This is a genomic window from Pantoea folii, assembly GCF_056678875.1.
Genome location: NZ_JBWXON010000018.1, coordinates 114842 through 133413, shown reverse-complemented (window position 1 = coordinate 133413; position 18572 = coordinate 114842). Strand labels below are relative to the sequence as shown.

Below are 18572 nucleotides of genomic sequence, written 5' to 3'. Positions count from 1 at the left end.
CAAAAAAGCTCATGTCTGGCACCTGTCCTGCACCATTTCCGACATCCTTTTTAGCCGCTTCACCCAAACCAAGGTTTTTGAGAAATGCCGAAACGTCCGCAATGTCCGCACCGTTCTTCGCAATGTCCATTTTTCCAGCCAGCTGATTAAGTACGGTAGTGGAGAAATTCGCATCACCCCCCAGCGCATCGGCCAGCTCTTTCAGGGTATCCAGTGCGGCAGGCGCGCCGCCAGCCAGTGCGGCCAGCGCTGCCTGCACAAAGGCAGTAGTTGCCAGTTGCGTTGAGCTGTTGCCCGCTGCCGCAGTGGGTGCTTTTGGGCTGCCGGTAAACGTCGGGCTGACTTTTGGCGCGTACTGCGTATGCGGGTCTGCTGCCTTGATATGTGCATCCAGCAGGGCGTCGGCGTACTGGCGCACCTCCAGCGCCTTATCATCAGTATATTGCCGGGTCGCCAGCACTACCGACGGATCTATTTTGAGCGTCACAGCGCTGGTGCTGTTCACGATGATAATCATGCGCACCGTCTGCGTGCGCCCGCTGCCCTCGGCAAGCTGCGGCTTGTAGGTCTCGGCGCAGTTAGCCACCGCAATCATCACGCCGTCTGCGTCAAACAGGCCGATTTCACGGATCCAGAAACCGCCCTCGCCCTCCGGGATGATCTGCTCGGCAATAATCTGGCTGCCGTTAGCGGCGTCAATCGTCAGCGAGTTAAGCGACGCGCGGCGCTTCTCGCCGATGAGCTTCGTCTGTGCCGGGTCAGGCGTGGGCAGCACGCCACCGCCATCGCCTACCGCCATCTGCGTAATGTTCACTTTGGTGCCGAGCGCGGCAGCGTTGGCAAGCTTAGCCGCGCCCTGATTGGTCAGCAGGGCAAAATATTTTGTCGTCATGCGCTCACTTCCGTCAGGTCGATAAGATGCACCGTCGCGCCGGAATACACCGGCCCGCCGACGCTGATTAGTTCAGGGGTGTAGGGATAAACGGTCAGCTCGTCGCCGCTGTAGCTGGCAACGGCCACCGGCACGGAGCCGTTTGCGTCCAGGGTGATTGAAAGCCCGATAAGATGGCGGCTGCACGGCTTGGCGTCCGCAATCACGCGTTCCAGCTCGTGATACATTTCCTCGGTGATGCCGGTATCCAGCACGCCGACGTCCAGCCGGAACGTGCCCGGCGCGTCATTGGTTTTCCACCACTCAATCACACGGATGAGATAGCCCAGCGGCTCCACCACGCGCCGGAGCGCGCTGACGGTGCCCTTGTGCTGATGGATATAAAACGCGTCCTTCACCACCTTGCGCTTCACACTTTCCGGCCAGCTTTCGTCCCAGCGGTCCACCGAAAATGCCCAGGCCAAATAGGGCAGAAAATTCACCGGGCAGGTGTCCGGGTTCCACAGGTCGCGCAGCGGCACGTTCAGGCCAGAAATGCCGCTGCACGCCTGCGTCAGTCGTCGCTCCAGCGCGGATGAGCCTGGCGGTAGCAGGCTGTTACTCATGCCAGCACCTCGTCATCCGCCACGCTGATGTCCGTCCCGGTGCAGTTGCCCGCCTGCGTGCGGTCCATGATGATGTCGGCTGCCGGTTCGGTGATTTCCACCCAGTCCACACCGGCCACGCGCAGGACCGCACCATAGGATTCGCGGCGCACGCTGCGGCCCAGCCTTTTCTGCTCGGCGAGATAGGTAGCAAGCCGCTCGTTTGCGGCCTCCAGACAGGGCGCAGCGGCCACGCCGTCAAACAGGTGCAGCTTCGCCTGCACGCGGTAGTCGTTGATGGTTGCAGCCTGCACGGTCACGCGGTCCGCCACCGGGCGCACGCTTTCGTCATTCAGCGCTTTGTCCACTGTATTCAGTAAATCAGCGGCTGCCGTGCCGTTACCCTCGCGGCTCAGCACGGTGACAAGCACCGTCGCCGGTGACGGGCTGATGGCGGACACATCCTGCACCCGCCCGTCTGCGCTGCGGGCGTGAAACTCGTAGGCCGCCGTCGGACCGGCCACCGATAAACCCTCAAACGCTTCTGGCACGCGTACGCGCAGCGCGTCGTCCGATTCCTTCACCGCCTCAACCGGCGGCACGGCGTCCGGGTTGGCCGGTGTGATGGTCAGGCGCTCAACGTTACTGCGCGCGGCCAGCTGGTCGAGGTCACTGCCGAGCGCGTAAGCCACCATCACCGCCTGCGCCGCCTCGTTGATGCGCTGGCGCAACAGGATTTCCCGGTAAACGCTTTCCTGCAGGCATTTCACTATCGGATCGGATTCCAGCGCCAGCACGCGGCGAATGGCGGCCTGCTCGTCAGCCGGATAGAGCGTAATCAGCGCTTCTTTACGCTCGGCCAGCAGCGTTTCAAAGTCCGGCACCTCGATCACTTCCGGTGCGGGCAGCTGCGAAAGGTCAATTACTGCCACTGTTCACCCCCGTAGGCACTGACATTGCGAGCGGTGATCCGTCGGCGCGCTGGCCGGTCAGCTCAACCACCATGGAGCCATCAAAAGCGCTGGTAATATTCAAAGAGCTGAGGCGGATACGCGGCTCCCAGCGGCTCAGCGCCGTGTACGCCGCCGCCATCACCTGAAGGCGCACCACGTCGTTCTGCGGCTGGTCAATCAGCACCAACAGCAGCGAGCCGTATTCCCGTCGCCCGATGCGGCTGCCTTCCGGCGTGATCAGAATGTCGCGCACGCTCTGGCGAATGTGCTCGGTGTCGGTGATGGCTTCGCCGGTGTCGCGGTTCATGCCGAGATACATCAATGCGGACCTCCTGACATATCGCCGCCGGATTTCACACCGTCATGGGCATGAGCATCTGCAACTACGCCGTTTGAACTCATCTTGCCGCCGCCGTGGGTCACGTCGCCGTTCATCACGGTCTGGCTGTTAATCAGCGTCCGGCTGGCATCAACGCCCAGCTGGTCGGTGATCAGCTGAATGCCGTCGGCGGCCTCAACGCGCACGCTTTTGATGTTCTTAATCAGCAGCTGGCCGGTGTCCGGCTCGTACTGGAACCAGCCGCCGTCGTTGAACACGGTGATGCTGCCGTTCTCTGAATTATCAGGCGGCGGGAAGGCGTCGGAATAAATGGCCGGCAGCGCAAACGCGGTTTCAAGATTGCCGCCGAGGCTCAGCAGTAGAACCTGCTCGCCGATCGAGGGCTGCCACCACGTGCGGGTATTACCGGCGCGGCAGGTGAGCCAGTTAATCCAGTTGGTTTCAAGTTCGCCCGTTTTCACCCGGCACAGCCAATTAGCCGGGTCCACAGCGGACACGGTGCCGGTGCGGATCAAGTTGGTGATAAGGCGCATGATTTCGGTGAGTTGAGTATTCATTGATGCATTTTTACAGGAGTTTTTAGTTTGAAAAAATGCGTCGTGCTTGTACCATATACAGCACAATTTTTAGTAAGAAGTGATTATATGTTCCAATTTGACGATGTAATTGAAAGTCTCTCAGCTTTAGAAGGTGTAAAGTTGCCATCTAAAACAGACGGTGACCATGTCATATTTTCAAAAGGTGATACAAAATTTCTTTTAATCCGCTCTGATAAACGCAAAGGTGACTCTATATTTAAAACTGACTTTTCAATAGCACTTGCCAGTGGATATACTGCTATTGAAGAGGACAAGATTCCATATTTAAAACTACTTGAAATATCTAACCGCATTAACTTCGACTCTTCTAACCCTTGCAAGGTATCATACAGAAAGGAAAATAAACTCTTTGCCATTGAAATCTCTCACTTGCTGTATGGAGAGGGAAGCAGCACTCACGATCATTATTATATTGAAAATAAAAACAGCTATTTATCAATGGCAATACTTGGAATGCTGGTATTGTTACTTGAAGCCTCAGAGATGATTAATCAGGAGATAAACACCTATAACGATGTACTAAAAGAGGGTTTGAAGAATGAAAAAAACAAGTGAAGTAGGCTTGCTTCTTATATCATTACTCTCAAATATAATCGTAAGCTTTTTATTGGGATATAAATATAAAAGCATTTTAATTCAATCCCTTTCTGAAGCCATATATTACCAGCTGATTATTTTCATATCACTAACCATGCCAGTCATTATTAAGAAAATTGACTCAGTTCAACATGATTGGAGATTCCATAGGAATTTTTCGGAGTTTCAAAAACAAGCTCACCAGATAGACAAAGATAAGCTTGGTGAGGATGAGAGAAAAATGCTTGACGAAATGACCAACAAAGATATTCATACCGAGGCTAAAATCAGAGATCTTTACGGAGAATTAAGTCGACGAAGTGAAAATCAATGAAATTAAAATACAAGTGAGCCATCTTAAAATGGACTCACTTGTATAATGAGCTTATTAGCAACATCTCGACTCTTCTCAATGATTGATAATCAAAACCAATGAGTTTTCTAGCAGGGTATTTTATTATAACCCCTCTTTTTCCTGCTCGCTCTTTCAAACCAAAATGATGAACCTGAGCAATCTTATATACAATTGGAACAAATGAAACCTCCGCTAAATCTTCGTTTGCCTGCGCCTTGAGATACTTCGCCGTTTTGAGCTTCGCAAACATCTTGCGGCGAATGCGGCCCGGCTTGGTCCGGGCGGTGACGCGTCGCGGCTCCCATGCAGTGCCGTCCGGGCTGCGCTGCAGCGTGATGTTGTTCTGCTGGATGCGTCGAACATCGCGCGCAACTTCGCGCAGCATCTTTGTTCTAGCGGCGGGTTCGAGCTGCGACAGGAGCGCACCAAGCCACTCCTCAACTTCATGCAGTTCAGCCACGGCGCACCGTCCAGCCTTCCTCTGCATCGTCCGGCGCTTCCGGCTCCGGCACGGCTTCAACCGACATCACACCGTCCACTTTCTTCACGACCACACGCTCCGTGAGCTTCAGGTTCATGCTGATGTCGCAGCGGTCATTGCCGAGTATGTCCGCCTCAAAGGTGAAAAGCCGTTCTCGTTCGGTGGCGTTCTGCAGCGCGTCCGGCTGGTTGACGCCTAGCCAGAATAAAACGGGCGCCATCAGCAGATTCTGGTCGCCGGTGAAGTCCGTCACCACCACGTTGAGGGTGTAGCGGTACTCCCACGATATCGACGTGGCGGAGGTGGCAACCACCGCGCCGTTGTCAACGAACAGGTGCAGGCGGTCCGGGTTGTCGGCTACGTAGGGCACGGCCTTATTCAGGGCGTTTCGCAAGGACTGCGGCTTGTTCATCGTCTTTATCCTGACAGCTGATTATGGTGTCTACCTTATCGGCGCAGGCCGCCCAGGCTGCTTCGGTGTCGTCCAGCAGCGCCAGCAGGTCGCCGTTACGGCGCGGTGCGGCTGCGTCCAGGCGGCACGGGGTGATTCGTGGACAGCCACTCACGGTAAGACTGACCTCCGGTGAGGGCCGGACGCTGGCGCAGCCGGATAATAGGATCAGGCAAATCGGCATCAGCCCAGCGGCGAAGCTCGTCATTTTCACGTTTAAGTTCCTCAATGGTGCGCTGCCGGTCACGCAGCAGCGTGCCGTTCTGCTCGGCGGCGGCGTAAAGCTGAGTCTGCGCCCGGCTGCTGGTCTGGGTCAGGATGTTGAGGGCAAGCAGCTGGCCGTTTTTCTGCGACAGCTTTTTGCCCTGCGCGGCTAAATCCTTAACCTGCGCGTCGATTTTGTTGTGGGCGGTGCTGAGCCTCCACGACTGCACGCCAAGCGCGGCAAACAGAACCAGCACCATCGCCGCCAGCGTGCGCATCATGCTTTCACTCCCTTAAAGCACCACGCCATCTCGCGCTGTCGCCGGTTATCCAGCCCCTGGTTGAATACGCCCTTCACGTACACCCAGCGCGGCAGCTGGTAGCAGGCATCGCGCCATCGCTCCTCTTTGATGAGCGCCACCATGGTCGAGCCGCAGGCGTTGCCGGTGCCGACGTTAAACGCCAGCGACACCAGCGCGTCGTATACCGGCTGCGGCATCGAAACCGCAGCGCATCGCGCCAGTGCCGCCTCAACGCGTAACACGTTGGTGATGAAGTTGCCCGCCGCCTGCCGCTCGGTGATGGTCCGGCCCGGTACTACGCCGACGGTGTTACCTATGCCGTCTGTCCACTTGCCCGCATCGCACAGGTATGGCTTCAGGCGGCAGCCCTCATAATCGGCGATCAGCTTCAGCCCCTCGACGGAGGTGTGCAGCTGCGGGAAACCCGGCAGCGTCGCCGCAATGGTCAGCACCGCGCCAATGGTACAGCGCTTAACGGTTTGCAGATTCATATTCCTCCCGCGTGATGCGCCCGGCGGCCAGCAGCTGATAGGTTTTGCGCTTGTAGTACCAGCTGATGATCGCCATCAGCAGTCCGATTAACACCCCGGCCACGGTTGAAACGTCTTTCAGCGACATGTCGCCCAGCCATGCCATACCGACAGCAATAAACCAGACGATCCCGGCGCGGATTCTTTCCCACATGATTCAGTCCCAAAGCTGGACGGCCTGCACGGTGGCCGCCGCCGTCACGTCCGGCAGCTCCACCTCCAGCCCGTGCGGTAAAAAGGGGCCGTGCTCCGCCAGCCCCGGATTCGCCTGCAATACCTGCTCCGTCATGCCCTGCGTGCGCCCGTAGTGACGCCAGCAGATTTCGTCTACCGTGTCGCCCTGCTGCGCGCGCACCCTCATCAGATAAGCTCGACGGTGCAGTGCGGCGCGTTCTGCACGCGACTGATGGCCCAGCGCGCGTCGCGCCACAGGTCGCCGGTTGCGTCTTCCAGTTCTTCCCCGCGCTTCGCTGCGGCGGCGGTGGCGTCAAAGTCCTGATAGCGCTCGTTCAGCACCGCGCGCGCCCAGCACCACACCGCATTTTCATAGTGATGCAGACGCACGCTGCGCCCGTTAAGCTGCTCAGCCGGTACGTCGGCCAGACCGTTAAAGCCGCGCAGCTCCTGACGTTCGCGCCACGGGTACAACTCGGCGTTGACCTCCGCCATTGCGGTGAGCACCACCTGCTTGAGACGCTGCGGCGTCACCGTGCCGTCAACACGCATCACGTTGCGAAACGTCGCCAGATCGATGTCCGGCCAGAATGAGTTGTTGGGGATAATTTCCGGCGTTCCCGTCGCCTTTTCCGGCGCTACAAACTGCATGCCTTATTTCTCCTGAATAGGTGGGCGGTGGACGGGGTTTTGATGCGGCGCTGCCTGTCGCCACCCCGTGCCGCCCCGCGCGTGGGCACGTCCGGTTATCAGCTGGCGTTGCGGATTTTCCGCTCCAGCTGCTCAATGTCTTTTTTCACCCCGCAGCGCTCGTCGAGCTGCATGGCCCGCTGCAAATGGTTAAGTGCAGAAACTGGCTGGCTTTCGCGCAGCACCCAGCCAAGCGACTTATGCAGGCGCGCGCGCGACTGATCGGGCATGTCCAGATCGCCGATCACGTCGAGCGTCTGCATCAGCAGGTCGGGGTCAAAGTCGGTTTTTGCCACGATGGCGTTTTTGGCGGCGTCGGCCATTTCCTCGGCCAGCAGCGTCTGCACGTTGCGGCTAAAGCCCTGCGGCATAGACCAACCGTGGCGGATAGCGTGGCGGCCTATGGTAAGCGCCCCGGCATAATCACCGGCATCAACGCGCCACAGCATCACGTACATCAGCACGTCGTCCTGCTGCGCGCCGTCTGCGGCCAGCACACCGTCCACCCAGGGCACGTATTTCGGCAGGACTTCCACCTTGATTTCTGCCTTCTTCACGGTGGACTGAATGCCCTTGAGGCGGCGGCGGTCCTCGCCGAGCTGCATCAGCATCAACTCGTAGCCGCTGGCGTGGCGAACACTGCCGCCCTGACGGGCGGCCTGTTCAGCCTGGACGCGCTGGCGGTGCTGCCGTGCGGGACTCAGGCTCATGGCTTACGCTCCCGCGCCAGCGTCTGCGGAGAACTCACCAATGATGATGTTTTCAACCAGCGCAGCGCAGCGGTAGTCCTCAACCACGTAGGCCTCATTAACCGATTCAAAGTTTTCGATACGGTCCCGTTTCGGGTTGTCGATGAGTGAGCGGCGGCGGGATTCTTCCTGCCAGTAAATCGACAGGTTATCGAGGCGGGTGATCAGCACCGCATTAGCCGGGAAGTACGGCGCGCGCACCGCCTGCAGGCCGCCCATACGTTTCTGACTGATGATGAGATCGGCGGCAAGCTTATTGGTGTTGTCCTGCTCGTTGTTAACCAGCGGGAAATACTTGTCCGCCAGCAGCTCGCGGCCACAGATGACCACCAGTGCGTCGTCGTCCTGGAAAATCGGATCAATCAGCTCGTTAACCGCATCCATCACCAGCGCGTCGAGGTTGGCATATACGCCGCCCTTGCCCACCTTCACCGGCTCGGCGGTGGTTTCGCCGTCTTTGGTCACGCTGCCCAGCACGTTGTCCGGCGCGTCTTCACGTACCTTCTGCAGCCAGCCCTTGTTCACGTCCTGCAGCAGCGGGTTGGCGGTGCGGTTGGAGGTTTTGGCGCGGGCAAGACCGTTGAAACCAATCATGATGCGGTCCAGCGCCTGACGCTTCACGATGGCGTCACGGATGCGGGTCTGGAAGTCCTGAAACTTCGCCCACAGGTCCAGCTTCGCGTAGGTAAACGCCGTATCAAAGTTGGTCTGCTCGCAACGGTACTCAATATCCGTCATCACCGTCGGATCGGTTGGCTCACGGTCTTTAGCCGTGGTGTCGGTGGTGCCTGCAATGGTGCTGCCGACGCCAAGACCCAGCAGTTGGCCGGATTGCTCAGGCACGCCGATCACGTTGACTAGCGTCAGGAAGGCCGCCGACTGCTGAATGGTGTCTTCCAGCGTTTGAGCCACTGAAGGCTCCACGTTGAACTTGCTGGACAACTCTTCAACCGGCACGCCGTTAAGTTTTGCCAGCTGTATCAGGTAGGCGTTGAAGGCAAAGCGGGTATTCTTTTTCATTGGATATGCTGCTCCTTTAGCAGTTGGTCATGTTCGCGGCTGGCGCGTTGCCACCCGGTGCGCGCTGGCGGAAATCGGCGCGGCTGTCTTCGCGGCCCAGCTGCTCCTTCAGTTCGGCAAAGTCCGCTTTCTGCTCTTTCAGGTCGGCCAGCTGCGTTTCCAGCTCGGTCTCCAGCTTGCTCAGGCGTTCCGCCTGCTCGCCCAGCGTCTTGTCGGTGCGGGTGCCGTAGTTCTGGTGTTCAGTAGCAATCAGCTCCACCGCCTTATGCACGTCAGAAAATCGCGCGTCGTCGGACTGCTGTTTTTTGCTGAACAGCGCGGTGACGCGGGCAAACAGCGCGGGCTTTTCCTCCACTACTTCCAGCTCGATCACGGTCTCGGTGGCGGCGGTGAACAGGTTTTCCGGGTGCTGCTTGCGCTTTGCCAGCGGGTTGTGTTGCGCGCTGGCGCTGAAGGCCAGCATCTCGGTGCCGAGGCTTGCCGGGTCGTCGGTAGCAGCCAGGCCAACCAGATAGGCTTTGCCGGTGTCGGCGAACTTGGTGCTGACTTCCATGGAGGTGAAAAGCTTCTGGCCTTTTTTGACGAGCTCCACGAGGGATTCCGTCGGCAGGATGTCGGCATACAGCGCCAGCTTTCCGGCCAGCGGGCCGTCGGTGATTTCCTCAGTCCCCAGCGCGCTCACCGTGCCGTAGCGATTGAAGGTGCTGTCCGGTGCGTAGGATTTCAGGTGCTCCAGATTGATGGTTGCCGTGTAAACCTGCGGGTTGTAGGCGGCGGCCATCTGTACCAGCCATTCGCGGGAAATTTCGCGTCCGTCCGTGGTGGCACCTTCCACCCCGATCCGAAAACGTTTTGCAGTTACTGTCATGAGCCAGGCTCCGTTGAGATAAAACGCTTAGAAGCCTTATGTTTGCGGTTCAGAGGGGTGTGAAACAACGCGCGCACGTTGTGCGGCCAGCCACACAATGAGAGACGGCGGAAAAGGGACCGGCGGGGCCGTATTTTGGGGCCATGACAACGACACTCGCCCCCGAAGACCTCGATCCCCGCAGGCAGGCCATGCTGCTGTACTTTCAGGGATACCGCATCGCCCGCATTGCTGAAATGCTGGGAGAGAAACCCGCAACCGTTCACAGCTGGAAGAAGCGCGACAAGTGGGGCGACTACGGCCCGCTTGACCAGATGCAGCTGACCACCGCCGCGCGCTACTGCCAGCTGATCATGAAGGAGACAAAAGAAGGGAGAGACTTCAAAGAGATTGACCTGCTGGCGCGACAGTCAGAGCGGCACGCCCGCATCGGCAAGTTCAGCAACGGCGGCAACGAGGCGGACCTCAATCCGAACGTGGCGAACCGCAACAGCGGGCCGCGCAAGCCGCCGGAAAAGAACGTGTTTACCGACGAACAGGTGGAAAAGCTGCAGGAGATTTTCCACGGATCCATGTTCGGCTACCAGCGCCAGTGGTGGGACGCGGGCAACAAGCACCGCATACGCAACGTGCTGAAGTCGCGCCAGATTGGTGCCACCTACTACTTTGCCCGCGAGGCGCTGCTTGATGCGCTGACCACCGGGCGCAACCAGATTTTCCTGTCAGCCAGCAAGGCACAGGCGCACGTCTTCAAGCAGTACATCATTGAGTTCGCGAAAGAGGTGGACGTAGAGCTGAAAGGCGACCCGATGACGCTCAGCAACGGCGCGTGCCTTTACTTCCTCGGCACTAACGCCCGCACCGCGCAGAGCTACCACGGCAATCTGTACCTGGATGAATACTTCTGGATCCCCAAATTTCAGGAGCTGCGCAAGGTGGCGTCCGGCATGGCGCTGCACAAGAAGTGGCGTCAGACCTATTTTTCCACGCCGTCCAGCCTCACGCACAGCGCCTATCCGTTCTGGTCCGGCGGCCTGTTCAACCGGGGCCGCGCCAAGGCGGACCGCGTGGACATCGACCTGTCGCACACAAACCTGTCGCCAGGCCGCTTCTGCGATGACGGCCAGTTCCGCCAGATTGTCACCGTTGAGGATGCCGTGCGCGGCGGCTGTAACCTGTTTGACCTCGACCAGCTGCGCCTCGAATACAGCCCGCCGGAATACCAGAACCTGCTGATGTGCGAATTCGTGGACGATCTGGCGTCCGTGTTCCCGCTGCAGCTGCTGCAAAAATGCATGGTGGACAGCTGGGAAATCTGGAGCGACTTCGAAGCGCTGGCGCTGCGGCCGTTCGGCTGGCGCGAAGTGTGGATCGGTTACGACCCGGCGAAAGGTACGCAGAACGGCGACAGCGCCGGGTGCGTGGTGATCGCCCCGCCTGCCGTGCCGGGCGGCAAGTTCCGCATTCTGGAGCGCCACCAGTGGCGCGGCATGGACTTCCGCGCGCAGGCCGAGTCCATCAAAAAGCTGACGCAGCAGTACAACGTGACCTATATCGGTATTGACTCCACAGGCGTCGGCCTCGGCGTATACGAGAACGTGAAGATGTTTTATCCGGCGGTGAAGGAGTTCGTCTACAACCCGAACGTCAAAAATGCCCTGGTGCTGAAGGCATTCGACATCATCAGTAGTGGGCGTCTGGAGTTCGACGCCGGACACCTCGACATCGCGCAGTCATTTATGGCAATCCGCCGCGCCACCACGGCCAGCGGCAACCGCCCTACTTACGAAGCCAGCCGCAGCGAAGAAGCGAGCCACGCCGATCTGGCGTGGGCGACCATGCACGCGCTGGCAAACGAACCGCTACAGGGCGAAGCCGCCCACACCGGCAACATTATGGAGATTTTTTAAAATGAGCAAACGCAGGAACCGCACGAATACGCAGCCCGTGCAGCAGGAAAAGATGACCGGCGGAACAGCGGCAGAAGCGTTCACCTTTGGCGATCCGGTGCCGGTACTGGACCGTCGCGAGCTGCTGGACTACGTGGAATGCGTGGTGATGGATAAGTGGTATGAGCCGCCGGTGAGCTTCGACGGGCTGGCGCGCACGTTCCGCGCCGCCGTCCATCACAGTTCGCCGATCAACGTGAAGCGCAACATACTGACCAGTACCTTCATTCCACATCCTCTGCTGAGCCAGCAGGCGTTTAGCCGTTTCGTGCAGGATTATCTGGTGTTCGGCAATGCCTATCTGGAAAAGCGTACCAACAGGCTGGGTGGCGTGCTGGCGCTTGAGCCGGCACTGGCGAAATTCACGCGACGCGGCACCGATTTAGACACCTACTGGTTCGTGCAGTACGGCATGAATACGCAGCCCTACGAGTTCACTAAAGGCAGCTTGTTTCACCTGATGGAGCCGGATTTAAATCAGGAGGTTTACGGCCTGCCGGAATACCTTTCGGCGATCCCGTCCACCCTGCTAAATGAGTCGGCAACGCTGTTCCGCCGCAAATACTACCTGAACGGCAGTCACGCCGGTTTCATTATGTACATGACCGACGCCGCGCAGAATCAGGAAGACGTGAACAATATCCGCCAGGCAATGAAAAGCGCCAAGGGGCCGGGTAACTTCCGCAACCTGTTTATGTACTCGCCGAACGGGAAGAAGGACGGGATCCAGATTATCCCGCTGTCAGAGGTAGCGGCTAAGGATGAGTTTCTGAACATTAAGAACGTAAGCCGTGACGACATGATGGCCGCGCACCGGGTGCCGCCCCAGATGATGGGGATTATGCCGAATAATGTTGGAGGTTTTGGTGATGTGGAGAAGGCCAGCCGCGTCTTCGTTCGAAATGAATTAAAGCCCTTACAAAGTAGAGTTGAAGAACTTAACGAGTGGGTTGGAGAAAGCGTTATACGATTCAAAGATTATTCACTTGAGTAGCATCTTATTGCTGGCTAACGCCAGCAATTTATAACTTTATCAAATTGAAAATTATCTTACCAAAAACATTTTTATTTTTTCTGCAAATTCATTAACATCATCAGGGCAACGGGACTCAATCAGTTTATATATTTCTTTAACACCAATTTTCATTGACAGCCCTTTAAATACAATCTTATCTCCATTATTTTTTGTCAGTAGTGGGAATGCACTTGGATCTCTACCATATATCTCGAATAAATCCTTTTCGACACTTTCGAATGGGATGAGGATAATCTTATCTTTAAACTGTTCATAAGGTGGACGAGACCATTCATTTTTTAATTTCTTCCGCTGGTCACCATCTAAAACTACAACAACGTTTTCAGGAGAGCTGAAAATTTCTTTTTCGAAATTCCTTCTCATTAAATCAATAGTATTATCCGCACCACCAATGTAAATTATTTTATAATTAAAAAAAACCGAATCCATTTGTGAAATTACATGTTCTAGGTATTCTTGTAAAACTAGATCTTCAGTAAGAATGTACCTATCGTAACCATTAAAACCAAACATAGTTGCTTTTATATAGTTATAAGATCTATTGGCTAAACTAGTTACATTGTTATTAGATTCAAGATAAAAAATACTTTCTGGGTCCAGCGTTTTAATGAGTGCTAAAGAGTGAGTTGTAAATATAATTTTCTTGCCACTTCTATGGCATAACTTTTTTAAAAAACCGACTAACTTCACCTGGGCAGATGAATCTAAAGATATATCAATCTCATCAACGATGATAAGCTGCTTGTCATCGAAAAACATTTTATATAAGTTAATTACAAAAAACTCGCCCGAACTGAGATAATCCTCACGTATATAATAACCATCCTCTTTAAGAATAAAATAGACATCTCTTTTTTTTATCTTAGTCACTTTAAGGTTACTATAGCCATTTGAACCATAAATTTCCTGAAGAAAATTTATAAGCTCATTTGGACTATCAAAGTTTTCGCTTGCAATAGCCTCCCTTAATATATCATCTGAAGAGCTTAATGTTTGGAAGTGATTAAACCTTTCACCAAAAGGGATTGGTAGCTCCGTAAAAAGCATGTTTTTAATTTCTTTTCTAACAACTTGCCTACTATCTATAACACCAATTTTTTTGTTATAAGTATAGGTGTATTCATGCTCATTTATCTTTATACGAATTCGACTTTTTTCATTAAAGATAAAACGTGAAGATGTTTTTGAAAATGTATCCGCGTATTGAAGATTTCTTAATGACTTTACCACTGTGGTCTTACCCACACCATTTTTGCTAACTAAACAAATTATATTTAGCTCGCTCAAATCGAATGATAGGTTTAGTTTATTAATATGCTGAACGTTTTCTATTCCAACTTCGATTTTCATTACTTCACCGATTTATGGAAAAACATATCAATTATAGCATTACCGTACTTCATCCTTAATTTATCCAAGTAATCACTATCGATTGAAGATATATGATTCAATAGTCCAGATAAATTATTTAATGCGACATCATAAGACACACCTGAAAAGTCAATGAACTTTTCTTTATCGTTCATATAAAAATGAATCATAGATTCAACTCTTTTTTTCACCTGCATATCAACTGTTATTCTTCCTGAAGGTAATATTACAGCACCAAGTAACTTTACCTTATTTCCTTTTGAGAGTAGCCTTGTCTTTTTTTCATTAATTTTAAACCTTAACAGTTCCCCATCGGATAGCATAGAGTCTAATGTCTTTTGCATATCCATACCGTTAATTTTACTTCCTGAAGAAATGATAATGTCATCAGAATACCGAGAGTAAATTAGGCCACTATCTTCGCAAAATAATGATATTTTATTGTCAAAATTATACAGACACGCATTACTTAAAAGCGGAGATGTAGAAAACCCTACAGGCAGAGCACCCTGAAGTGTGACCAAGTCGGTGATTCGCTTCAAGTGTTCTCGCAGGTCAGAAATAGCCAAATCTGCAACATTTAATTCAAGCGTACTGAGGACCAGATCACTCTTTATCGATGGAAAAAAATTACTGATATCAGTTTTAAAGTAAAACTTACTTTCGGCATGAGGAGTTAAGGCGTCAAGAACATTATGTCCGGTTCTGTAAGAGAAAACTAAGTCATTTCTTACTTTCAGCTTACGGAAGATAAAAGAATTCAAAAACTTATGAACAGCTTTCAACTCTTCAGAACAACCATAAATTACTTTCTTATGATCTGAGTAAACTACTTTAGTCTCACTGCTAACATCTAATTCATGAAATATTCTATAATCATACTTATCATGAAAGTATGATTTAAATAGTTGTTCAATATTTTTTATTGTTAGTTCATTTGATTCAGAAGGCGGGGAGCTATTTTTAAAAACTGATGTAGGCATTTGGATTTTCTCAGCATATTTGACATTATTACAAGTATGCCCCCTAAGGATTAAGGGGGCACAAATGCAACAATTACATAATTGCCTGTAGAGGCCTTCGATTATGACTGGAGATACTCCTAGTCCGATGGCATAAGCTCAGGCTAACCCAATATCAGGTTACATTCAAGTTTACCTCGCTTAAAATAATAGAAAAATCCGCAAGTCAGGTGTTTAATGCTCTAGCGCGCGCTCGTACCCCCGCCACGCCTGCCCGCTTAACGTAACGGTTTTCATGCACTGCATGAAGTAGGCAAAAGCCCGCCAGAATAGGCGGGCCGGGAGAAATGAGATCCATTTTGGATCATGCGATTTCATGCAGCATAGTCATGCATGCTCACAGTGGACATTAGGGCCACCAATTCTCACTCCAATTGATTCATCGAACGGCTGTATTCATGATTCCGCAAGCGCGCCATTAACTCATCAGTTAGCTCGGCAACCCACTCGATAGCCATACTTTTTTCCGACTCCGTGCAGTCACTAATAGCAACAAGTTTTAGAAACAAATCAATGCGCTGGAGCTTCACCGACTCCAAAAGATAATCCTGCATGCTTCCTCCTCATCATCAAACAACTGTATATGTGTACAGTATATAAAATGAGTCTCAATGTGAAACTCTTTTTTATCTTTCAATGAGATTGCTCTAGATCATCTCTGGTCCAAAGCAGCTTCCTGTAGCCTTCCGTTCTGATAAAAAAGCCTTCGCCTCGCCCCCGCATTTAGGCTGCATCCTCTTTTCAACAAGCCTATTTCTTCATCATGCCCTTCAAATCCGCGAGCTTTTAACTCCATCTCTAAACGTCGGCGCTCTGGCCCCGTACAGTTATTGACAGAACTCCAAGGGGCGGCGTTGCCGCCAGAAGGGCCAGCCTCCGCTGATGCGTCGGCTAATTTGGCAACGGCTTCCCACTTCACCAGACGTGTGAATACTTCAGAATCCTGATAGTGAGGCGAGTAGATACCCTGCACGCGCTGCACGTCTTCGGCGTACTCGTTGCCCATTTCGGTGATTTCATAGCAGAGGCGGATCACCAGATCATCACGCGCTACCAGCGGGCCACCCTGCGCCATGGTGTAAGACGCCCAGCAGCTGGCAACAGAAGCAGATGCCAGCACGGCGTCCATCTTCTCGTTCGGTAGACGTGTATCGCCGAGGCGGCGCAGCTCACGCCAAACTGTAACCGGCGCACCGCCAATCTGCTGGAACTGGCGAATACGCCAGCGCGATGCCCACGCACAAACGGCTTTCGCCATCTCGCGCATGTTTGAGCCGGTTTCATCATCCTTTTCGCCGTCCATTGCGAAGCCGTCGATATTTTTTGAGATGTATTTAGCGATGTAACCCGTGGCGCTGCCTTTGGTCGGTTCGATAGGTTCAGCGTGAAAACGTGCTTTGCGCGCCTGCGGCGTGGTCAGTTCGTCGGCATCTTCTTTGCTGGCGTGCTCACGCATGACTTGCTGCACACGTTCGCGATGCTCCGGCAGCATAAACAGCAGCATGTGCCAGTGTGGCGTGCCGTCGTGATGAGGCTCAACCACACGGAAACCAAAAACATGGATTTCTTCGCGAGACAGCGCCGCGCGGATACGCGCCCAAACGCGGCATAGATAACGCTGCGTATCGCGCGGGCTGGAGCCGTTCCATTTGGTAATGAAACCACCCTGGCTGTAAACGGAGTGATAACGCGACGGCGCGGTGAGCGTGTAAAAGTCCCCTACGCAGCCGGTTTCATTGGCGATATCTTCAAAGCCGCGCATTCTAGTCATCAGCTCGCGGCGGCGCATGGCCGGGTTCGCGGTGCTGCGATTGACCATTTCATCCATCGCAATGCGGTCACCGGTCTCTTTGTTCATCAGATCGTAGCGTTTGAAGAAATCACGGTTACGTTTCTTCTGCTCAACCCATTCCGCCAGCGTGCCGCGTGAAACGTAAGGCGAAGCAGATTTCTGAACTTGCCCTACTGCTATTGCCATGTGCTCACGCTGGAGATCGCGCATCTGCTTAAGACGACCGCGCCACCACTCTGGCGCCATCATGCGCAATAAACCCGATTGTGCCTTACGCATAGTAAGCTCACCTTTGCAGGCTTTGAACTCCACCCAATATGGCGGCTGCGTGCCGGTCAATGCGGCCTGCTCAGCAACGTAGCGATACGCAATACACGTTACGGTCTGCTCGTCTGCTTCCTGCGGCATAGAGGTTTTATCGACAAACTCAGTCAGGCTAAGCGAAAGATAGGATGCGACCTTATAAGCCAGATCGCGCACGTCCTGCCGGTCAAGCGTGGGCAGACGATCAAGCTGCTTGATGAACGGCAGTTCATATTGAGCGGCTTCATCAAGACGGTAGCGACTGCGAACCAGCTGCAGGCGTGGCAATACGTTCTGGCCGATAGTCTGGCGCAGAAACGCATTGGCCCGACGGCGGCCATTATTTGCTGAGAGGATTTTGCTGTAGCGATCGGCAAAGTAACCGGCCAGATAATCCGGCATATTTTGCAGATATTGGCTGCGCCAGTTGTGGTCCTCTGGATTCACATTCCAGAGACGGCGCTCAGAAAGGGACATATCCGCCGGAGCGGACATGCCAAAGACTTCACGCCGCTGCTGATTTACGGCGTGATATTCACCAGTCAGGAGATCAGGAAGTCTTTCAGACATGCGCGGCCTGAAGTTCAGGCAGCTCTTGCACTGCAGCCTCGACCAACTCAGCAATGCGGCGAGTTTCCGCCACAAAGGCCGCAGTTGTTTTCATCTGGCCGTGCAATACACTGCGACCAATGACATCAGCAGCCAGATCGCGCATCAAAAGCACTTTCGACTCATACACGGCCATGGTTTGCGGCACGCGCTGACGGACGCCATCAATCTCAAGCCAGCTGAATTTCTCTAACACCAACTGTTGCGGCTTGCCTGGCTCACTGGATTTCAACGCGCGCACTGCATAGCGGTTATCAATCTGGACTCTCAAAGCGCGGCCCCTTTGTAATGCACGCTTTTCAGTTCGCTAATCTCTTTGCAGGTAACGCATAGCTCGACACCCGGCAACGCTCGGCGACGCGCTTCTGGAATAGCTGCATCGCATGACAGGCAGAAAAACTCACTTGCACCTGCAGGACGGTGAATAGCCGTTGCCAGATTGCGCGCCAGTTCTTCCTGGACGCGCTGCTGAACCAGATCCATTGAGTCGGCCATTAGTGCAGCTCCCGTGATTGGTTCTCGAAACGTGCGGATTCTTTGTCCAGCAGTTCGATAATTTCAGCGGCTGACATTTCTTTGTTTCTTGCGTTAATCGCTAATGCTGCCAGGCGAACGGATACGGCCAGCGCATCATCTGATCGCTGCTCACTTTTGGCCTTACTCAGCATCGCGTTTAGCACTTCTGCATCGGCTTCAAAGTTTCGGGTTTCAATATTTCGCAT

Annotated in this window: 27 protein-coding genes; 4 read left to right on the top strand and 23 right to left on the bottom strand. The window is 53.9% G+C overall.

Annotated features, from left to right (window positions below; translation table 11 throughout):
• The 5 genes from AC1MDE_RS19870 to AC1MDE_RS19850 form a co-directional block, all read right to left on the bottom strand.
• Positions 1-892: phage tail protein (locus AC1MDE_RS19870; RefSeq protein WP_480345036.1), on the bottom strand; the 892-nt coding region annotated here is incomplete at its 3' end.
• On the bottom strand, positions 889-1497 hold the full coding sequence (locus tag AC1MDE_RS19865; protein ID WP_480345035.1) for a phage tail protein I: 609 nt from the start codon (positions 1495-1497) through the stop codon (positions 889-891). The genes AC1MDE_RS19870 and AC1MDE_RS19865, both read right to left, overlap by 4 nt.
• Positions 1494-2408: a baseplate J/gp47 family protein gene (locus AC1MDE_RS19860; protein ID WP_480345034.1), complete on the bottom strand. Its 915-nt coding sequence runs from the start codon at positions 2406-2408 to the stop codon at positions 1494-1496. The genes AC1MDE_RS19865 and AC1MDE_RS19860 overlap by 4 nt, the downstream gene beginning before the upstream one ends.
• Positions 2395-2748 (bottom strand): GPW/gp25 family protein, encoded by a 354-nt coding sequence (locus AC1MDE_RS19855; protein WP_480345039.1) that lies wholly within the window; start codon positions 2746-2748, stop codon positions 2395-2397. Before AC1MDE_RS19855 ends, AC1MDE_RS19860 begins: the two co-directional genes overlap by 14 nt.
• Positions 2748-3326: a phage baseplate assembly protein V gene (locus AC1MDE_RS19850; protein ID WP_480345033.1), complete on the bottom strand. Its 579-nt coding sequence runs from the start codon at positions 3324-3326 to the stop codon at positions 2748-2750. The genes AC1MDE_RS19855 and AC1MDE_RS19850 overlap by 1 nt, the downstream gene beginning before the upstream one ends.
• An 87-nt stretch (positions 3327-3413) precedes the next feature.
• Between AC1MDE_RS19850 and AC1MDE_RS19845 the strand changes: the two genes are divergently transcribed.
• Positions 3414-3923, top strand: a complete 510-nt coding sequence (locus AC1MDE_RS19845; protein ID WP_480345032.1) for a hypothetical protein — start codon at positions 3414-3416, stop codon at positions 3921-3923.
• Positions 3907-4278: a hypothetical protein gene (locus AC1MDE_RS19840; protein ID WP_480345031.1), complete on the top strand. Its 372-nt coding sequence runs from the start codon at positions 3907-3909 to the stop codon at positions 4276-4278. Before AC1MDE_RS19845 ends, AC1MDE_RS19840 begins: the two co-directional genes overlap by 17 nt.
• A 34-nt stretch (positions 4279-4312) precedes the next feature.
• Here the strand turns inward: AC1MDE_RS19840 and AC1MDE_RS19835 are convergent, their stop codons facing one another.
• The 11 genes from AC1MDE_RS19835 to AC1MDE_RS19785 form a co-directional block, all read right to left on the bottom strand.
• Complete coding sequence (locus tag AC1MDE_RS19835; protein ID WP_480345030.1) at positions 4313-4759, bottom strand: phage virion morphogenesis protein; 447 nt, start codon at positions 4757-4759, stop codon at positions 4313-4315.
• Positions 4752-5192 carry a phage tail protein gene (locus AC1MDE_RS19830; RefSeq protein WP_480345029.1) on the bottom strand — a complete coding sequence of 147 codons (441 nt, stop codon included), beginning with the start codon at positions 5190-5192 and terminating at the stop codon, positions 4752-4754. Before AC1MDE_RS19830 ends, AC1MDE_RS19835 begins: the two co-directional genes overlap by 8 nt.
• Positions 5155-5400 carry an Rz1-like lysis system protein LysC gene (gene lysC / locus AC1MDE_RS19825; RefSeq protein WP_480345038.1) on the bottom strand — a complete coding sequence of 82 codons (246 nt, stop codon included), beginning with the start codon at positions 5398-5400 and terminating at the stop codon, positions 5155-5157. The genes AC1MDE_RS19830 and lysC overlap by 38 nt, the downstream gene beginning before the upstream one ends.
• On the bottom strand, positions 5288-5716 hold the full coding sequence (gene lysB / locus AC1MDE_RS19820) for an Rz-like lysis system protein LysB (RefSeq protein WP_480345028.1): 429 nt from the start codon (positions 5714-5716) through the stop codon (positions 5288-5290). Before lysB ends, lysC begins: the two co-directional genes overlap by 113 nt.
• Complete coding sequence (locus tag AC1MDE_RS19815) at positions 5713-6228, bottom strand: lysozyme (RefSeq protein WP_480345027.1); 516 nt, start codon at positions 6226-6228, stop codon at positions 5713-5715. The genes lysB and AC1MDE_RS19815 overlap by 4 nt, the downstream gene beginning before the upstream one ends.
• Complete coding sequence (locus tag AC1MDE_RS19810; protein ID WP_009127601.1) at positions 6209-6421, bottom strand: HP1 family phage holin; 213 nt, start codon at positions 6419-6421, stop codon at positions 6209-6211. The genes AC1MDE_RS19815 and AC1MDE_RS19810 overlap by 20 nt, the downstream gene beginning before the upstream one ends.
• A 3-nt stretch (positions 6422-6424) precedes the next feature.
• On the bottom strand, positions 6425-6628 hold the full coding sequence (locus AC1MDE_RS19805; protein ID WP_480345026.1) for a tail protein X: 204 nt from the start codon (positions 6626-6628) through the stop codon (positions 6425-6427).
• Positions 6628-7092 (bottom strand): head completion/stabilization protein, encoded by a 465-nt coding sequence (locus tag AC1MDE_RS19800; RefSeq protein ID WP_480345025.1) that lies wholly within the window; start codon positions 7090-7092, stop codon positions 6628-6630. Before AC1MDE_RS19800 ends, AC1MDE_RS19805 begins: the two co-directional genes overlap by 1 nt.
• Positions 7093-7190: 98 nt before the next feature.
• Positions 7191-7841: a phage terminase small subunit gene (locus AC1MDE_RS19795; RefSeq protein WP_480345024.1), complete on the bottom strand. Its 651-nt coding sequence runs from the start codon at positions 7839-7841 to the stop codon at positions 7191-7193.
• Positions 7842-7844: 3 nt separating this feature from the next.
• Positions 7845-8900 carry a phage major capsid protein, P2 family gene (locus AC1MDE_RS19790; RefSeq protein WP_480345023.1) on the bottom strand — a complete coding sequence of 352 codons (1056 nt, stop codon included), beginning with the start codon at positions 8898-8900 and terminating at the stop codon, positions 7845-7847.
• A gap of 16 nt (positions 8901-8916) precedes the next feature.
• Positions 8917-9768: a GPO family capsid scaffolding protein gene (locus tag AC1MDE_RS19785; RefSeq protein ID WP_480345022.1), complete on the bottom strand. Its 852-nt coding sequence runs from the start codon at positions 9766-9768 to the stop codon at positions 8917-8919.
• A gap of 143 nt (positions 9769-9911) precedes the next feature.
• Between AC1MDE_RS19785 and AC1MDE_RS19780 the strand changes: the two genes are divergently transcribed.
• Complete coding sequence (locus AC1MDE_RS19780) at positions 9912-11678, top strand: terminase ATPase subunit family protein (protein ID WP_036621156.1); 1767 nt, start codon at positions 9912-9914, stop codon at positions 11676-11678.
• A 1-nt stretch (position 11679) separates the two neighbouring features.
• Complete coding sequence (locus AC1MDE_RS19775; RefSeq protein ID WP_480345021.1) at positions 11680-12711, top strand: phage portal protein; 1032 nt, start codon at positions 11680-11682, stop codon at positions 12709-12711.
• Between the two features lie 51 nt (positions 12712-12762).
• Here the strand turns inward: AC1MDE_RS19775 and AC1MDE_RS19770 are convergent, their stop codons facing one another.
• The 7 genes from AC1MDE_RS19770 to AC1MDE_RS19740 all read right to left on the bottom strand — a co-directional run bounded on the left by AC1MDE_RS19770 (position 12763) and on the right by AC1MDE_RS19740 (position 18572).
• Positions 12763-14103: an AAA family ATPase gene (locus tag AC1MDE_RS19770; protein ID WP_480345020.1), complete on the bottom strand. Its 1341-nt coding sequence runs from the start codon at positions 14101-14103 to the stop codon at positions 12763-12765.
• On the bottom strand, positions 14103-15107 hold the full coding sequence (locus AC1MDE_RS19765) for a reverse transcriptase domain-containing protein (protein ID WP_480345019.1): 1005 nt from the start codon (positions 15105-15107) through the stop codon (positions 14103-14105). The genes AC1MDE_RS19770 and AC1MDE_RS19765 overlap by 1 nt, the downstream gene beginning before the upstream one ends.
• 404 nt (positions 15108-15511) lie before the next feature.
• Entirely contained in the window at positions 15512-15700 is a 189-nt protein-coding gene (locus AC1MDE_RS19760; protein WP_211727663.1) for a hypothetical protein, read from the bottom strand.
• A 98-nt stretch (positions 15701-15798) separates the two neighbouring features.
• On the bottom strand, positions 15799-17811 hold the full coding sequence (locus AC1MDE_RS19755; protein ID WP_480345018.1) for a replication endonuclease: 2013 nt from the start codon (positions 17809-17811) through the stop codon (positions 15799-15801).
• Positions 17804-18121: a DUF5405 family protein gene (locus AC1MDE_RS19750; protein WP_480345017.1), complete on the bottom strand. Its 318-nt coding sequence runs from the start codon at positions 18119-18121 to the stop codon at positions 17804-17806. The genes AC1MDE_RS19755 and AC1MDE_RS19750 overlap by 8 nt, the downstream gene beginning before the upstream one ends.
• Positions 18118-18345, bottom strand: coding sequence for a TraR/DksA family transcriptional regulator (locus tag AC1MDE_RS19745; protein WP_105088565.1), 228 nt, complete (start codon positions 18343-18345; stop codon positions 18118-18120). Before AC1MDE_RS19745 ends, AC1MDE_RS19750 begins: the two co-directional genes overlap by 4 nt.
• A complete protein-coding gene (locus tag AC1MDE_RS19740) occupies positions 18345-18572 on the bottom strand; it encodes a DUF2732 family protein (RefSeq protein ID WP_480345016.1) in 228 nt (75 codons plus the stop codon). The genes AC1MDE_RS19745 and AC1MDE_RS19740 overlap by 1 nt, the downstream gene beginning before the upstream one ends.

What these genes read in the sequence shown, in the direction of transcription:
- AC1MDE_RS19765 (WP_480345019.1), bottom strand. Translation starts at nt 15,107, where the DNA reads ATGCCTACATCAGTTTTTAAAAATAGCTCCCCGCCTTCTGAATCAAAT.
- AC1MDE_RS19810 (WP_009127601.1), bottom strand. Translation starts at nt 6,421, where the DNA reads ATGTGGGAAAGAATCCGCGCCGGGATCGTCTGGTTTATTGCTGTCGGT.
- AC1MDE_RS19850 (WP_480345033.1), bottom strand. Translation starts at nt 3,326, where the DNA reads ATGAATACTCAACTCACCGAAATCATGCGCCTTATCACCAACTTGATC.
- AC1MDE_RS19780 (WP_036621156.1), top strand. Translation starts at nt 9,912, where the DNA reads ATGACAACGACACTCGCCCCCGAAGACCTCGATCCCCGCAGGCAGGCC.
- AC1MDE_RS19790 (WP_480345023.1), bottom strand. Translation starts at nt 8,900, where the DNA reads ATGAAAAAGAATACCCGCTTTGCCTTCAACGCCTACCTGATACAGCTG.
- AC1MDE_RS19760 (WP_211727663.1), bottom strand. Translation starts at nt 15,700, where the DNA reads ATGCAGGATTATCTTTTGGAGTCGGTGAAGCTCCAGCGCATTGATTTG.
- AC1MDE_RS19840 (WP_480345031.1), top strand. Translation starts at nt 3,907, where the DNA reads ATGAAAAAAACAAGTGAAGTAGGCTTGCTTCTTATATCATTACTCTCA.
- AC1MDE_RS19800 (WP_480345025.1), bottom strand. Translation starts at nt 7,092, where the DNA reads ATGCAGTTTGTAGCGCCGGAAAAGGCGACGGGAACGCCGGAAATTATC.
- AC1MDE_RS19805 (WP_480345026.1), bottom strand. Translation starts at nt 6,628, where the DNA reads ATGAGGGTGCGCGCGCAGCAGGGCGACACGGTAGACGAAATCTGCTGG.
- AC1MDE_RS19785 (WP_480345022.1), bottom strand. Translation starts at nt 9,768, where the DNA reads ATGACAGTAACTGCAAAACGTTTTCGGATCGGGGTGGAAGGTGCCACC.
- AC1MDE_RS19775 (WP_480345021.1), top strand. Translation starts at nt 11,680, where the DNA reads ATGAGCAAACGCAGGAACCGCACGAATACGCAGCCCGTGCAGCAGGAA.
- AC1MDE_RS19740 (WP_480345016.1), bottom strand. Translation starts at nt 18,572, where the DNA reads ATGCGAAATATTGAAACCCGAAACTTTGAAGCCGATGCAGAAGTGCTA.
- AC1MDE_RS19845 (WP_480345032.1), top strand. Translation starts at nt 3,414, where the DNA reads ATGTTCCAATTTGACGATGTAATTGAAAGTCTCTCAGCTTTAGAAGGT.
- AC1MDE_RS19855 (WP_480345039.1), bottom strand. Translation starts at nt 2,748, where the DNA reads ATGTATCTCGGCATGAACCGCGACACCGGCGAAGCCATCACCGACACC.
- AC1MDE_RS19815 (WP_480345027.1), bottom strand. Translation starts at nt 6,228, where the DNA reads ATGAATCTGCAAACCGTTAAGCGCTGTACCATTGGCGCGGTGCTGACC.
- AC1MDE_RS19830 (WP_480345029.1), bottom strand. Translation starts at nt 5,192, where the DNA reads ATGAACAAGCCGCAGTCCTTGCGAAACGCCCTGAATAAGGCCGTGCCC.
- AC1MDE_RS19745 (WP_105088565.1), bottom strand. Translation starts at nt 18,345, where the DNA reads ATGGCCGACTCAATGGATCTGGTTCAGCAGCGCGTCCAGGAAGAACTG.
- lysB (WP_480345028.1), bottom strand. Translation starts at nt 5,716, where the DNA reads ATGATGCGCACGCTGGCGGCGATGGTGCTGGTTCTGTTTGCCGCGCTT.
- AC1MDE_RS19865 (WP_480345035.1), bottom strand. Translation starts at nt 1,497, where the DNA reads ATGAGTAACAGCCTGCTACCGCCAGGCTCATCCGCGCTGGAGCGACGA.
- AC1MDE_RS19795 (WP_480345024.1), bottom strand. Translation starts at nt 7,841, where the DNA reads ATGAGCCTGAGTCCCGCACGGCAGCACCGCCAGCGCGTCCAGGCTGAA.
- AC1MDE_RS19770 (WP_480345020.1), bottom strand. Translation starts at nt 14,103, where the DNA reads ATGAAAATCGAAGTTGGAATAGAAAACGTTCAGCATATTAATAAACTA.
- AC1MDE_RS19755 (WP_480345018.1), bottom strand. Translation starts at nt 17,811, where the DNA reads ATGTCTGAAAGACTTCCTGATCTCCTGACTGGTGAATATCACGCCGTA.